At 42.6% G+C, this 14,399-nt stretch carries 14 protein-coding genes; 12 read left to right on the top strand and 2 right to left on the bottom strand.

Annotated features, from left to right (window positions below):
* The first annotated feature begins 244 nt into the window (after positions 1 to 244).
* A complete protein-coding gene (gene brnQ / locus MNY66_RS13080; RefSeq protein WP_047256460.1) occupies positions 245 to 1,573 on the top strand; it encodes a branched-chain amino acid transport system II carrier protein in 1,329 nt (442 codons plus the stop codon).
* 289 nt (positions 1,574 to 1,862) lie between these two features.
* Here the strand turns inward: brnQ and MNY66_RS13075 are convergent, their stop codons facing one another.
* Positions 1,863 to 2,465, bottom strand: coding sequence for a peroxiredoxin C (locus tag MNY66_RS13075; protein WP_047256459.1), 603 nt, complete (start codon positions 2,463 to 2,465; stop codon positions 1,863 to 1,865).
* Positions 2,466 to 2,654: 189 nt separating this feature from the next.
* Complete coding sequence (locus tag MNY66_RS13070) at positions 2,655 to 3,257, bottom strand: acyl carrier protein phosphodiesterase (RefSeq protein WP_241501043.1); 603 nt, start codon at positions 3,255 to 3,257, stop codon at positions 2,655 to 2,657.
* Between the two features lie 259 nt (positions 3,258 to 3,516).
* Between MNY66_RS13070 and queA the strand changes: the two genes are divergently transcribed.
* From queA to pgpA, 11 genes are all read left to right on the top strand, one after another.
* Positions 3,517 to 4,602, top strand: a complete 1,086-nt coding sequence (gene queA, locus MNY66_RS13065) for a tRNA preQ1(34) S-adenosylmethionine ribosyltransferase-isomerase QueA (RefSeq protein ID WP_047256457.1) — start codon at positions 3,517 to 3,519, stop codon at positions 4,600 to 4,602.
* A gap of 103 nt (positions 4,603 to 4,705) precedes the next feature.
* Positions 4,706 to 5,833: a tRNA guanosine(34) transglycosylase Tgt gene (gene tgt, locus MNY66_RS13060; RefSeq protein ID WP_047256456.1), complete on the top strand. Its 1,128-nt coding sequence runs from the start codon at positions 4,706 to 4,708 to the stop codon at positions 5,831 to 5,833.
* 94 nt (positions 5,834 to 5,927) lie between these two features.
* Entirely contained in the window at positions 5,928 to 6,260 is a 333-nt protein-coding gene (gene yajC / locus MNY66_RS13055; protein WP_047256455.1) for a preprotein translocase subunit YajC, read from the top strand.
* Positions 6,261 to 6,288: 28 nt separating this feature from the next.
* Positions 6,289 to 8,136, top strand: coding sequence for a protein translocase subunit SecD (secD, locus tag MNY66_RS13050; RefSeq protein ID WP_072057353.1), 1,848 nt, complete (start codon positions 6,289 to 6,291; stop codon positions 8,134 to 8,136).
* A gap of 10 nt (positions 8,137 to 8,146) precedes the next feature.
* On the top strand, positions 8,147 to 9,115 hold the full coding sequence (secF, locus tag MNY66_RS13045) for a protein translocase subunit SecF (protein ID WP_047256453.1): 969 nt from the start codon (positions 8,147 to 8,149) through the stop codon (positions 9,113 to 9,115).
* A gap of 293 nt (positions 9,116 to 9,408) precedes the next feature.
* Entirely contained in the window at positions 9,409 to 9,858 is a 450-nt protein-coding gene (gene nrdR / locus MNY66_RS13040; protein ID WP_047256452.1) for a transcriptional regulator NrdR, read from the top strand.
* A gap of 3 nt (positions 9,859 to 9,861) precedes the next feature.
* Positions 9,862 to 11,010, top strand: a complete 1,149-nt coding sequence (gene ribD, locus MNY66_RS13035) for a bifunctional diaminohydroxyphosphoribosylaminopyrimidine deaminase/5-amino-6-(5-phosphoribosylamino)uracil reductase RibD (protein ID WP_047256451.1) — start codon at positions 9,862 to 9,864, stop codon at positions 11,008 to 11,010.
* Between the two features lie 124 nt (positions 11,011 to 11,134).
* A complete protein-coding gene (gene ribH / locus MNY66_RS13030; RefSeq protein ID WP_047256450.1) occupies positions 11,135 to 11,605 on the top strand; it encodes a 6,7-dimethyl-8-ribityllumazine synthase in 471 nt (156 codons plus the stop codon).
* 26 nt (positions 11,606 to 11,631) lie between these two features.
* A complete protein-coding gene (gene nusB / locus MNY66_RS13025; protein WP_047256449.1) occupies positions 11,632 to 12,048 on the top strand; it encodes a transcription antitermination factor NusB in 417 nt (138 codons plus the stop codon).
* Between the two features lie 101 nt (positions 12,049 to 12,149).
* Entirely contained in the window at positions 12,150 to 13,154 is a 1,005-nt protein-coding gene (gene thiL / locus MNY66_RS13020) for a thiamine-phosphate kinase (protein WP_047256448.1), read from the top strand.
* Positions 13,147 to 13,647, top strand: a complete 501-nt coding sequence (gene pgpA, locus MNY66_RS13015) for a phosphatidylglycerophosphatase A (RefSeq protein WP_047256447.1) — start codon at positions 13,147 to 13,149, stop codon at positions 13,645 to 13,647. Before thiL ends, pgpA begins: the two co-directional genes overlap by 8 nt.
* Positions 13,648 to 14,399 lie beyond the last annotated feature (752 nt).

Raw genomic sequence — 14,399 nt, 5'->3', positions numbered from 1 at the left:
GGTATTTTATTCTTGTCTGTACTATTTGGCTTGCCTTTTTGCCCTATAAAAGTTTTACTTGTCGCCAGTTGTTGGCGATTTTTCCTGTTTTTTAATATTTTTGACTCATAAGATTTAATATCGCTGTATATTATTCTGTTAAGGATATTTTAAAATAGCACTCAGTGCCGCCAGTTAATTTTCAATAGGTTAAGAGCTAACAGCTCTCAGCTTCCTTTAATTCAAACAAAAATTTAACAAAATTATGGCTCATCGTTTAACATCAAGAGATATTTTAGCCCTAGGGTTCATGACCTTTGCGCTGTTTGTCGGTGCAGGGAACATTATTTTTCCACCAATGGTTGGTTTGCAGGCAGGTGATCAAGTTTGGACTGCCGCAATTGGCTTTCTAATTACCGGGGTTGGATTACCGGTATTAACAGTGGTGGCATTAGCTAAAGTCGGCGGTGGGGTTGAGGCCCTAAGTTCGCCGATTGGTAAAACTGCGGGCTTATTGCTGGCTGTTATTGCATATTTATCTGTCGGCCCGCTGTTTGCTACCCCACGTACCGCAACGGTATCTTACAAAGTGGGTATTGCCCCTTTAGTTGGCGGTGAATCTGATATTTCTTTGCTGATTTATAGCGCAGTATATTTCGTTTTGGTCATTGGTATTTCGCTTTATCCTGGCCGTTTACTCGATAGCGTTGGGCACATTTTAGCGCCGGTTAAAATGTTAGCGCTGGCTGTATTGGGGATTGCTGCGGTCATGTGGCCGGCAGGCGATCCGATGCCAGCAATGAATGGTTATCATGATATGGCATTCTCAAATGGCTTTATTAATGGCTATTTGACCATGGATACTTTGGGCGCAATGGTGTTTGGTATCGTCATTGTGAATGCCGCTCGCTCGCGTGGGGTCGAGAATTCATCATTATTGACCCGTTATACCATGTGGGCTGGATTGATTGCTGGCGTTCTGTTAACACTCGTTTATTTATCATTGTTTAAACTTGGCGAAAACAGTGGCACGTTGATCCCTGAAGCGGCTGATGGCGCAGATATTTTACATGCCTACGTACAGTATACCTTTGGTAATTACGGTAGCTTCTTCCTTGCGGTACTGATTTTTGTTGCTTGTATGGTAACTGCAGTAGGCCTGACTTGTGCATGTGCTGAGTTCTTTAGCCGTTATATTTCAATATCATATCGAAAATTGGTATTAATTTTGGGGGTCTTCTCAATGTTAGTTTCCAATTTAGGGCTAAGCAATCTGATAGCTTTCTCTTTACCGGTGCTGGTGGCTATTTATCCTCCATGTATCGTATTGATTTTGCTTAGCTTCACATTGAAATGGTGGAAGAATGCGCCAGCAGTGGTCTCGCCAACCATGTTAGCCAGTGTAATTTTCGGCTTAATCGGTGCGGCAAAAGCGTCAGATCATTTAAAGGATTGGATCCCGCAGTGGATGACTAAAATGCCTTTATACGAACAGGATTTAGCATGGCTACTGCCTACTGCTATCGTTCTGGTGGCCGCAATTATTTATGATTTGTTATTTGCTTCTGCAAATCATAAGCACAAACAAGCATAGTTAAATCAATCAAGCCGCTCAATGTAGAGTAAACACTCAGGGTTTTTCGGCAAAAAGATAAGATTATCTATCAAATTTAAAACCTTAGTTCATTTGGGCTAAGGTTTTTTTTATGGCTTATATTTACTGTTAATTTGATTAATCCTCAGTAACTGCATAGCTTGATTAATTAAGAGTGGAATGAAAAAGGGGGGAGAAATAAAGCATCAAACAGATATATCGCCAAAATAAGTATAAAAAAGCCAGCAATTACGCTGGCTTATGAGACAGTTCTCGTTAATCTAGTCGATTACAGTTTGCTTGAGTTCTGTTTCAGATATTTTGCAACGCCATCTGGAGATGCATTCATGCCTTCTTGGCCTTTAGCCCACTGTGCAGGACAAACTTCGCCGTGTTCTTCATGGAACTGCAGAGCATCAACCATACGCAGCATTTCATCGATGTTACGGCCTAATGGAAGGTCGTTAACTACTTGGTGACGAACAACACCATTTTTGTCGATCAGGAATGAACCACGCAGAGCAACGCCTGCTTCTGGGTGTTCGATACCGTATGCTTTAATGATTTCGTGTTTAACATCAGCAACCATAGGATATTGAACTTCACCAATACCACCGTTGTCGATAGGAGTTTTACGCCATGCGTTATGTACGAACTCTGAGTCCATTGAAACACCGATAACTTCAAAGCCACGAGCTTGGAAATCTTTATAACGGTGATCAAAAGCGATCAGCTCTGAAGGACAAACAAAAGTGAAGTCCATTGGCCAGAAGAAAATAACTGCTGGGCGGCCGTTCAGGTGTGCTTTCAGGTTGAAATCATTGACGATTTCGCCATTGCCCATAACGGCAGCGGCGGTAAAATCAGGGGCTTGACGTGTTACCAGAACCATAATTTACTCCTGTGAGTGTGAATTAAAGTTTTTTTAATACTTAGAGATAATAAGGAATTTATTATCCAGATTAAAGGTCAAAATACCGATTAATAAGATAGATTTTATCTATCAATGGTTGGCGTTCTGACATATTACTCCAATAAGATAAGGTTATTCTGCTAAAGTTCAAGCAGTAAATTCTTATGTTTATGGTTTGATATGCTCAGAGATAAATTGTTTTTTTACCGCTTTTTGCATCATTTGTGGGTAAAACTGCCAAAATATCTGCTCAAACTGTGCATATTCAGCTCTAAAATCATCATATGAACCGGCTAAATCGCTTAGTTTTGGGCGTCTACGTGCCATGCCCCTAAGGGATGCACCGATATATTCAGGCTCCGCATAGCGTATTAGCCAATTTTGTGGCCATAAGTGCTCATTTAACGACTGAAATCTTTCTGGGGTAACAGATAATTGAGGTTCAATTTGCTGGCGTGCTTGACGCACAAACTCGGCCAATGGCAATTCGGGTTCGATCTTTGACCAGTGCAATGACAAAAAGTGATCCCAGATTAAATCCAACGTAATCGGAGCAACTCGCCGATAGGCAGGCCGAAAAAACCTTTTTGCTCCAACAACTAGCGGATGTTTATCTGTTTCAACATCGATTCTGCGATGCATACGGATCCCGCTCACGATGTCGGCGCTGAAAAGCTCCGTAGGATCGCCCCGGACAAAGTCGGCCATAATATTGCCTAATAGCGAGCTTTCGGCAAGGTGGGCGAGATGGAGATGCGCAAGAAAATTCATTGCTTCAGTATATACTGCTTATCAAGCAAGTTACAGTCAGTGATATTTAGCATCATAATGCATTGGTCATCGTTTAGTTTATTCAAGCGCCAGCTATTTAATCGAAGATAGAGGCTTTTTTTCATCGACGACTATCACTATTTTTGACTTATTTGTTCGATATTCGGCCTTTTTTATCCTAAAGCACGCTTATTTCTTGCGCCTTTTGTTGCTCAGCACTAGACTAGTACGCCTATTTTTTCGGAATGATGTCAATACAATGCGTGTCTCAGATTTTACTTTTGAACTACCTGAAGGGCTGATTGCTCACTATCCACAATCCCAACGCAGTGCTTGTCGCTTGCTGAGCTTGGATGGCACCACAGGACAACTCACGCACGGTATTTTTACTGATGTTCTTGAGAAACTGGAACCTGGCGATCTCTTGGTATTCAATAATACTCGCGTTATTCCTGCACGGTTATTTGGCCGTAAGGCATCAGGCGGTAAAATTGAAGTACTGGTTGAACGTATGCTGGATGATAACCGTGTTCTGGCGCATGTTAGAGCATCGAAAGCACCAAAAGAAGGCGCTGAGCTGTTACTGGGTGACGATGAAAGCGTAAAAGCCACAATGCTGGCAAGGCATGGGGCGTTGTTTGAGCTCCGCTTTGATGATAGCCGTGATATTTTGACTATCCTCAATCAGATCGGACATATGCCACTGCCGCCTTATATTGATCGCCCAGATGAAGAAGCGGATAAAGAGCTGTATCAAACCGTTTATAGCCAACGTCCTGGCGCAGTCGCTGCGCCAACAGCAGGGCTACATTTTGATGAACCCTTACTTGCAGCACTGCGAGAAAAAGGCATTGAAATGGCGTTTGTGACTCTACATGTTGGGGCGGGGACGTTTCAGCCTGTGCGAGTTGATACCATCGAAGACCACATTATGCATTCTGAATACGCAGAGATCTCTCAGGATGTAGTGGATGCCGTGTTAGCGTGTAAAGCGCGAGGAAATCGCGTTGTTGCTGTAGGGACAACCTCGGTTCGATCGCTAGAAAGCGCGGCTCAGGCCAGTAAAGAACAGTTAATTGCGCCGTTTTTCGATGATACACAAATCTTTATTTATCCAGGATATAACTATCAGGTCGTCGATGCATTAATTACTAATTTTCATCTACCTGAATCAACTTTGATTATGCTGGTTTCTGCTTTCGCAGGATATCAAAATACTATGCGGGCTTATCGCGAAGCGGTTGAACAACAATACCGTTTCTTTAGTTATGGCGATGCCATGTTTATTACGCGTAATTTACAAGCGCCAGCTGAACAGGTTGGGCAATTGGACGTGAGCGAATAAACGGTTATGTATAACTAGCAAACTCTTATCAGCTTCTGCTTCGCAGGTGGCTGATATTTTTTAGCATAGCATCAGACTGTTTTTCTGGTGCCTGGAGGCAAACTTGAAATATGAATTACAGACTACAGACGGCAATGCTCGTCGTGGTCGCTTGATTTTTGAACGTGGAACGGTTGAGACTCCCGCATTTATGCCGGTAGGAACCTATGGCACAGTAAAAGGCATGACGCCAGAGGAAGTCAAAGAGACAGGCGCTGAGATTCTACTGGGCAATACTTTCCATCTTTGGTTACGTCCAGGTCAGGAGATCATGAAGTTGCATGGCGATCTGCACGATTTCATGCAATGGCAAGGTCCTATCCTGACCGATTCCGGCGGCTTTCAGGTCTTTAGCTTAGGGGCAACCCGCAAGATAAAAGAAGAAGGTGTACATTTCCGCAATCCGATTAATGGTGAGAAAATTTTTCTTAGCCCAGAAAAATCGATGGAAATTCAGTATGACCTCGGTTCTGACATTGTCATGATTTTTGATGAATGTACGCCATATCCTGCTGATTGGGATTATGCGAAGAATTCAATGGAAATGTCATTACGCTGGGCGGCTCGTAGCCGTCAACGCTTTGATGAACTGAAGAATAAAAATTCATTATTCGGTATTATTCAGGGCGGAATTTACGAAGATTTACGTGATATTTCAGTCAAAGGTCTGGTTGAAATCGGTTTTGATGGTTACGCTGTAGGCGGCTTAGCGGTCGGTGAACCTAAAGAAGACATGCACCGTATTTTGGAACATGTTTGCCCTCAAATTCCACAGGATAAACCTCGTTATTTAATGGGGGTGGGTAAACCTGAAGATCTAGTGGAAGGCGTACGCCGTGGGATAGATATGTTTGACTGCGTTATGCCAACACGCAATGCACGTAACGGACATTTATTTGTTACTACTGGCGTGGTTAAAATTCGTAATGCTAAATATAAATCGGACACTGCAACGTTGGATGACGAGTGCGATTGCTATACTTGTCGTCATTATAGCCGTGCCTATTTGCATCATCTTGACCGTTGTAACGAAATCCTTGGCGCGAGATTAAATACCATTCATAATCTGCGTTACTATCAACGCTTAATGTCGGGAATTCGCTCGGCGATTGAAGCGGGTAATTTCGATCAATTTGTACAAGATTTCTACCAACGGATTGGTAAACCTGTACCGCCGATAAAAGGCGAATGAATTTGAGTGCCAATTTGTCTTAATCTGTGTAGCATATCGGGCTTGTTGGCACTTAGTGTTTTAAATTGCGTTCAATAACAATGAGGAAAGTTGAATGAGTTTTTTTATTTCTGAAGCAGCGGCATCAGCTGGCGCACCAGGTCAGGGTAGCCCTTATTCTTTAGTTATCATGTTAGTTGTATTTGCATTGATCTTTTATTTTATGATCCTGCGTCCACAACAAAAACGTGCTAAAGACCATAAAAAATTGATGGATTCTATTGCTAAAGGCGATGAAGTCCTGACAACTGGTGGTCTGATTGGTCGTGTAAGTAAAGTTTCTGATACCGGTTATGTGGTTATCGCGCTGAACGAAACGACTGAAGTAACTATCAAACGTGATTTCGTTGCTGCTGTATTGCCTAAAGGCACAATGAAAGCTATTTAATTTCTGATTTTCCCGAAGGGAACTAGCCGTGCTAAACCGTTATCCTTTGTGGAAGTATCTGATGCTGATCGCTGCGATCCTCATCGGTCTGCTATATGCACTTCCCAACCTGTATGGTGAGGATCCGGCTGTTCAGATCACTGGCGTGCGGGGAACCGCCGCCAATGAACAAACGCTGGTCCAAGTCCGTAAAATATTAGATAAAGAGAATATACAGAGCAAATCTATTGCTCTGGAGAATGGGGCTATTTTAGCGCGTTTTAATAACCCTGATATTCAATTGCATGCCCGTGAATCCTTAATGGAAGCACTGGGTGATCAATACGTTGTCGCATTAAACTTAGCGCCTGCAACCCCAAGTTGGTTAGAGACTTTAGGGGCCGAGCCGATGAAATTAGGGCTTGATCTGCGCGGTGGTGTCCACTTCCTGATGGAAGTTGATATGGATACTGCATTAAGCAAATTGCAGGAACAAAATATGGATGGCTTACGCAGTGACTTGCGTGATCAAGGTATTCCATATTCTTCTATTCGTAAAATTAATGATTATGGCGTCGAAGTTCGATTCCGTAATACAGATGACCGCTCTAAAGCGGAGAGTTATCTGACCCGTCGCTATCCTGATTTAGTGCTCACTAATGGCAGTGGTAATACCATGACAGCCATTATGACTGATGAGCGCTTACGTGAAGCGCGTAATTATGCTGTTTCTCAGAATATCAATATCCTGCGTAACCGTGTAAACCAGTTAGGCGTTGCAGAACCATTAGTTCAACGTCAAGGTGCGGATCGCATCGTGGTTGAGTTACCGGGTATTCAAGATACGGCACGAGCAAAAGAAATTCTGGGCGCAACTGCAACTTTAGAATTTCGTTTAGTTAACAGTGGCGTAGATAGTTCTGCGGCTGCATCTGGTCGTATTCCAGGTGACTCTGAAGTGAAATATACCCGTGAAGATGAGCCTGTCGTGTTGTTTAAACGCGTTATCCTCACCGGCGATCATATTACTGATTCAACCTCAGAAAATGACGAAATGGGCGCACCACAGGTCAGTATTGGCTTGGACAGCTCGGGCGGTACCATCATGTCTGATTTCACTCGTGATAATCAGGATAAATTGATGGCAGCGCTATTTGTCGAATATAAAGACAGCGGTAAAAAAGATGCAGCGGGTCGCTCGATTCTGGTTAAAGATGAGAAAGTGATCAACGTAGCTCGTATTTCTGCACGCTTTGGGAGTAAATTCCGGATTACCGGTATTTCAAACCCAGCAGAAGCACGTCAATTATCTTTACTATTGCGTGCCGGGGCATTGATTGCACCTATCCAAATTGTTGAAGAACGGACGATTGGTCCGACACTGGGCTTACAGAATATTGAACAAGGTCTGAAAGCGTGTCTGGCTGGTCTGATAGCATCGATTCTATTTATGATGATTTACTATCGTAAATTTGGTCTGATTGCTAGTACAGCATTGCTTGCAAACTTAGTGATGATTGTCGGGATAATGTCTCTATTACCGGGGGCGACACTCACCATGCCGGGTATTGCCGGGATCGTGCTGACACTGGCCGTTGCAGTTGATGCTAACGTACTGATAAATGAGCGTATCAAAGAAGAGTTGCGGAATGGGCGATCTGTCCAGCAAGCAATTCATGAAGGGTATAAAGGCGCTTTCTCAAGTATTATCGATGCAAACTTAACTACCTTAATCACCGCTATTATTTTGTATGCTGTGGGGACTGGGTCGATTAAAGGCTTTGCGATTACGACAGCAATTGGTGTCGCCACCTCAATGTTTACTGCAATCATAGGAACACGCGCTATCGTGAACCTGCTGTATGGTGGTAAACGTATTAAGAAGCTGTCAATTTAAGGAGCACGTTGTGGCACAGGATTATACTGTTGAACAATTAAACCATGGCCGTAAAGTCTATGACTTTATGCGCTGGGACAACGTTGCCTTTACGATTTCTATCATATTGTTGATCGCTTCGATTGTGGTTATTGGGGTTAAAGGCTTTAACTGGGGATTAGATTTCACTGGCGGTACCGTCATTGAGATTAGCCTCAGCCAGCCAGCTGATTTGGATAAGATCCGCGATAGCTTATCTAATTCAGATCATCGAGATCCACTTATCCAGAATTTCGGCAGTAGCCGTGACATCATGATCCGTTTACCGCCGATTGAAGGCGTTGCGGGTCAAGAAGTGGGTAAAGAGATTATTACCATTATCAACAATAATGTGGATGATAAGGCGACAGTAAAACGCATCGAGTTTGTTGGGCCGAGTGTGGGTGCCGAATTGGCACAAACCGGTGCCTTAGCGCTTGTTGCGGCATTAATCTGTATTTTGATTTATGTTGGATGTCGTTTTGAATGGCGCTTGGCTGCGGGTGCAGTTGTGGCACTAGCCCATGACGTGATAATTACCTTGGGTATTTTATCGCTATTCAAAATTGAAATTGATATGACTATTGTGGCGTCTTTGATGTCGGTTATCGGGTATTCACTGAATGACAGTATCGTGGTTTCTGACCGTATTCGTGAAAACTTCCGTAAAATCCGTCGCGGAACGCCTTATGAGATTATGAACGTCTCACTAACGCAAACATTAAGCCGTACGATTATGACCTCAGCAACGACCTTATTGGTGGTTCTGATGCTGTATATCTTCGGTGGCGCGATGTTAGAAGGCTTCTCTTTAGTTATGTTGATTGGTGTGACCATCGGGACTGTCTCCTCTATTTATGTGGCTTCTGCATTAGCACTGAAAATGGGCATGAGACGTGAGCATCTGATCCAAACTAAAGTCGAAAAAGAAGGTGCAGATCAAGATTCCCTGTTACCTTAATTAGCGCGTAGCTTCGCAAATATAGCTGCATAAATGTAGCAGCGAAATTACGACAAAAATAAGATAACGACGGGAAAGGGTGAAAGTGATAATGACAGTGAGATATTTTTCAGACCCAATAATTAACTGAGTTAATTTATTGAGTTAGTCGAAAAGCTCATCACTTTCCGCCAATCTTGTGATCGCCGGCTAATAGTCTGCCGATAAAACACCCTGACAGCATTCACTGTCAGGGTGTTTTTCATGGCAGTCTGAGGTACACTATTCTCCCGTAATCTGAATCAGGAACCGCTATGCATTGCCCATTTTGCGCTGCCGTAGATACCAAAGTGATCGACTCCCGCCTGGTTGCCGACGGATCTCAGGTTCGCAGGCGTCGACAATGCTTGGAATGCCACGAGCGTTTTACCACTTTTGAAGTCGCCGAACTTGTTATGCCTCGAGTGATTAAAAGTGACGATATTCGCGAGCCTTTCGACGAAGAAAAACTGCGTCGAGGTTTATTAAAAGCACTGGAAAAACGTCCCGTAAGCTCTGATGATGTTGAAATGGCTATCAATGTGATTAAGTCACAATTGCGAGCGACCGGTGAACGTGAAGTTGCCTCGAAAATGATCGGCAATTTGGTGATGGATGAATTGAAAAAGTTGGATAAAGTCGCTTATATCCGTTTTGCATCTGTTTATCGTAGTTTTGAAGATATTCGTGAGTTTGGCGAAGAGATTGCGCGGCTACAGGACTAAATTATGCAACAATCAACGCAAAAATCCATACCGCAAACGCAGCAACAGCAAGATGCCCAATATATGGCACAAGCTATCGAGTTAGCCCAATTAGGCCGATTTACTACTTCTCCCAATCCCAATGTCGGCTGTGTTATTGTCCTTGATAATCAAGTGGTTGGTACAGGATATCACCAAAAAGCAGGCGAGCCACACGCCGAGGTTCATGCCTTAAAAATGGCAGGTGAACGTGCTAAAGGTGCAACTGCTTACGTTACGTTAGAGCCTTGTAGCCACCATGGCCGTACACCGCCTTGTGCAGAAGCATTAATTAAAGCCGGTGTTAGCCGAGTCGTTGCGGCGATGCAAGATCCCAATCCGCAAGTGGCGGGACGGGGGTTATTTATGCTGCAACAGGCAGGTATTGAGGTTGAAAGTGGCGTATTGATGGCGGAAGCCGAAGCGATTAATCGGGGTTTCTTTAAGCGAATGCGTACAGCATTCCCATATATTCAATTAAAATTAGCCGCCTCATTAGACGGTAAAACTGCATTGGCCTCCGGTGAAAGTAAATGGATAACTTCGCCAGCGGCGCGTCAAGATGTACAGAATTTCCGTGCTCAAGCTAGCGCTATTTTAACTACTAGTAGCACTGTTTTAGCCGACGATCCTGCATTAACAGTGCGTTGGGAACAGTTATCGACGGATATTCAAGCTATTTATCCGCAAGCGTCTGTACGTCAACCTACCCGAATTATTTTAGACCGTCATAATCGAGTGACTTCTCAACATCAAGTGACTCAACTCGACGGAGCATGCTGGTTAGTGCGTCCTCAGCCACAGCCGACAGAATTTGCTGGTGATGTAGAGCAACTGGCGATCCCTGAGCATGCAGAAGGCATCGATTTAGTCATTTTGATGATGCAGTTAGCTAAGCGCAATATCAATAGTATCTGGGTTGAAAGTGGCCCCAAACTGGCGGGATCTTTACTTAAATTGGGCTTAGTCGATGAACTTATCCTGTATATTGCGCCAAAACTTTTAGGCGATACGGCCCGCGGGTTGATTAACTTACCCGAATTAGCTCATCTTAGTGATGCGCCAAAATTTGAATTTACCGAGGTCACTAAAGTCGGTGACGATGTGCGTTTACGATTACGCCCACTTTGGTAACTGGCGATAAATAGCACCAAATATAACTTTTTTGCCTCTTTGCTAAAATTGAAAGACGCAGTGAATGAAAGAATGTGATAAAATCCGCGCCCCGCGGATCTAAATTGATATTTTAAGGAAGGCTATGAACGTAATCAAAGGTGTTGTTGCTGCTCCTGAAGCTCGTATAGCAATTGTTATCGCTCGTTTTAACAACTTCATTAATGACAGCCTGCTGGAAGGTGCTATTGATGCGTTAGATCGCATTGGCCAAGTTCCTTCAGACAATATCACTGTGGTTTGGGTACCCGGTGCCTATGAATTACCACTGGCAGTAAAAGTACTGGTAGAAACCAACAAATATGATGCAGTGGTTGCATTGGGTACAGTTATCCGTGGTGGCACAGCCCATTTCGAGTACGTTGCCGGTGAATGCAGTTCAGGTCTTTCTCATGTTGCATTGAATAGTAATATTCCGGTGACTTTCGGTGTTTTGACCACTGAAAACATAGAACAGGCTATTGAACGAGCAGGAACAAAGGCAGGTAATAAAGGCGCCGAAGCTGCGCTGACTGCACTTGAAATGATTAATGTAATTAAAGCTTTAAAAAGCTGATTTAGTTCTTATTTAAGGGGGATCTTGTGAAACCTGCTGCTCGTCGTCGCGCCCGTGAATGTGCTGTTCAGGCCATTTATTCATGGCAGTTATCCGGTAATAATATCGCAGATGTGGAATTAGAATTTTTATCTGAACAGGACATGTCTGGTGTCGATGTGGCATATTTTCGTGAACTGCTGTCGGGTGTTGCTACCAACGCAGCCAAACTTGACCAATTGATGAATCCATATTTGTCTCGTCAGTTAGAAGAGTTGGGTCAAGTTGAAAAAGCCATTCTGCGTATTTCTATGTATGAACTGAGCTATCGTCAAGATGTGCCTTTTAAAGTTGCAATCAACGAAGGTATCGAACTGGCTAAAGTATTTGGCGCTGAAGACAGCCATAAGTTTGTCAACGGTGTGTTAGATAAAGCTGCTCCGGCCGTACGTAAAAAGAAATAATTGTTTACCGGGGTTCCCCCTGACAAAACGGTAGTAATGCATAATAAGGCCGGCTAACCGGCCTTATATACATCAGCATTACAAATTTGGGATGATACATAATGTCATATGGCGAATTTGACCTCATCGCACGTTACTTTAACCGCCAGACAATTAACCGCCATGATGTTAATATTGGTATTGGTGATGACTGTGCGTTAATGACTATCCCTGAAAAACAGCAACTGGCTGTGAGTACAGACACTTTGGTCTCCGGTATTCATTTTTTGCCGGATATCTCACCTGCCGATCTGGCGTATAAATCTTTAGCGGTAAATATTAGCGATCTTGCTGCTATGGGTGCTGATCCGGCTTGGGTCTCTTTAGCATTAACCCTCCCCTCTGTTGATACTGCATGGTTATCTCAATTTAGCGACTCATTATTTGAGCAATTAAATTATTATGGAATTCAACTAATAGGTGGAGATACAACTCGCGGACCGATGAGTTTAACCTATACTATTCATGGACTAGTACCTACGGGTAAAGCATTAACGCGATCTGGTGCACGTATTGGTGATTGGATTTATGTTACTGGTACATTGGGCGATAGTGCTGCCGGCTTAGCAATATTACAGCAACGTTTACAAGTTGATGATCTTTCACAACGCGAGTGGTTAGTTCAGCGTCATTTACGCCCTCAGCCTCGCGTTTTACAAGGCCAAGCTTTACGTAATTTGGCGTCATCCGCGATTGATATTTCAGACGGTTTGATTTCTGATTTAGCCCACATTTTAAAAATAAGTGGTACAGGTGCACGGATTAATCTCGATAAATTGCCGTTATCATCTGCATTAACCCAATGTTATTTAGATCAATCTTGCACCGAAGAACAAGCTCGTATTTGGTCATTAAGCGGTGGGGAAGATTATGAACTGTGCTTTACTGTTCCTGAGATTAATCGCGGTGCATTAGAAATGGCTTTAGCGCATACTGGCTCCGGCTTTACTTGTATCGGTCAAATTCGTCCTGAATCGGAAGGTGTTCGCTATTTTAAAGGCGAACAGGAAATATCTGTTTCCTTACAGGGATTTGATCATTTTAATTTGGAAGGTACATATGAGTGAAGCAACAGATCGACTAAAAATGCGTAATCCATGGCATTTACTGGCGACCGGATTTGGCAGCGGATTATCACCTATTGTACCTGGAACCATGGGCTCATTAGCGGCTATTCCATTTTGGTTATTGATGGCTCGGATGCCAATATGGAGTTGCTGGGTAATTATTGTGGCTGGTTTTTTTATCGGCTGTTTAATTTGTCAGCGTACCTCAGATGATATGAAAGTTCACGATCACGGCAGTATCGTGTGGGATGAATTTATCGGCATGTGGATAACCTTAATGGCTATCCCTACAGTAAGTTGGGAATGGATATTAACCGGCTTCTTTATTTTCCGCATTTTTGATATGTGGAAGCCATGGCCAATCCGTTGGTTTGATAGGCGTGTCAGCGGTGGTTTTGGTATTATGATCGACGATGTGATCGCGGCAATTTTTGCGTATGTTATGGTGTGGCTATTGGCATTTTATAATCTCATGCCATTCTCTGCCAATTAGAATACTGCTGATACGACATATGATAATTCGATCATCATTACATTAATACTAGTAAGTTTTGATGTTTAAATATGGGCTATTTTGCTACGGCAGATAGCTCATTTTTGCGTTATAGCCGTAAATAAATTAATTTTGTTGGTGATAATTTAGACGAGCGGTAATTAATATAAATACAATAAAAGGAAGCTGCCAAAAGGCAGCTTAAATAGAGGCGTACGGTAACGTAATATAGTTAAAATAAGTAATTTCAACTATATAATGAAGGTTAAAAATAATTACTGAGAATAATAAATAATATGATGCGTATATATTGAGCTTTATTTTTTATAATTGCAATATGCTTGTATACTTTTTATGATTTAATTTTATTATTTATACCTAATCTTATTATTTAGCGTGGTTTTGATTGAGGCTGAAGAATAGATGGTCTATTTCTATGAGAATATCACTAGGCAGATTTTAATTTTAGGGTTCCTTTACCTTTGTTGTATTTAACCTATCTCTAGTCGGTATCTTCTACTAATCATAGGCAGACAAACTAAGTTAAATCAGAAAAGATAAAGAGTATAGCGTTACTTATCGAAGAGCATTAATTAAATAATACCAATTTATAACATAACGATAGCATTTCAGACCCATTTACTTTTTGGTCGCATTTGAAAATCATTATATTCGGTTTGATTATTCTAGATAGGATATTCGAGCATGGTTATTTAAAGCAGATTAATAGCTAATGCAGGCTCATAAAAATC

Origin of the sequence: Moellerella wisconsensis (assembly GCF_022592395.1) — a bacterium.
GTDB classification, from domain to species: domain Bacteria; phylum Pseudomonadota; class Gammaproteobacteria; order Enterobacterales; family Enterobacteriaceae; genus Moellerella; species Moellerella wisconsensis.
This window is presented reverse-complemented; position numbering and strand designations above follow the sequence as displayed.

Bases quoted from the DNA above. Each gene is read 5' to 3' on its own strand.
- brnQ (WP_047256460.1), top strand. From the start codon at position 245: ATGGCTCATCGTTTAACATCAAGAGATATTTTAGCCCTAGGGTTCATG.
- MNY66_RS13075 (WP_047256459.1), bottom strand. From the start codon at position 2,465: ATGGTTCTGGTAACACGTCAAGCCCCTGATTTTACCGCCGCTGCCGTT.
- MNY66_RS13070 (WP_241501043.1), bottom strand. From the start codon at position 3,257: ATGAATTTTCTTGCGCATCTCCATCTCGCCCACCTTGCCGAAAGCTCG.
- queA (WP_047256457.1), top strand. From the start codon at position 3,517: ATGCGTGTCTCAGATTTTACTTTTGAACTACCTGAAGGGCTGATTGCT.
- yajC (WP_047256455.1), top strand. From the start codon at position 5,928: ATGAGTTTTTTTATTTCTGAAGCAGCGGCATCAGCTGGCGCACCAGGT.
- nrdR (WP_047256452.1), top strand. From the start codon at position 9,409: ATGCATTGCCCATTTTGCGCTGCCGTAGATACCAAAGTGATCGACTCC.
- ribD (WP_047256451.1), top strand. From the start codon at position 9,862: ATGCAACAATCAACGCAAAAATCCATACCGCAAACGCAGCAACAGCAA.
- ribH (WP_047256450.1), top strand. From the start codon at position 11,135: ATGAACGTAATCAAAGGTGTTGTTGCTGCTCCTGAAGCTCGTATAGCA.
- thiL (WP_047256448.1), top strand. From the start codon at position 12,150: ATGTCATATGGCGAATTTGACCTCATCGCACGTTACTTTAACCGCCAG.
- pgpA (WP_047256447.1), top strand. From the start codon at position 13,147: ATGAGTGAAGCAACAGATCGACTAAAAATGCGTAATCCATGGCATTTA.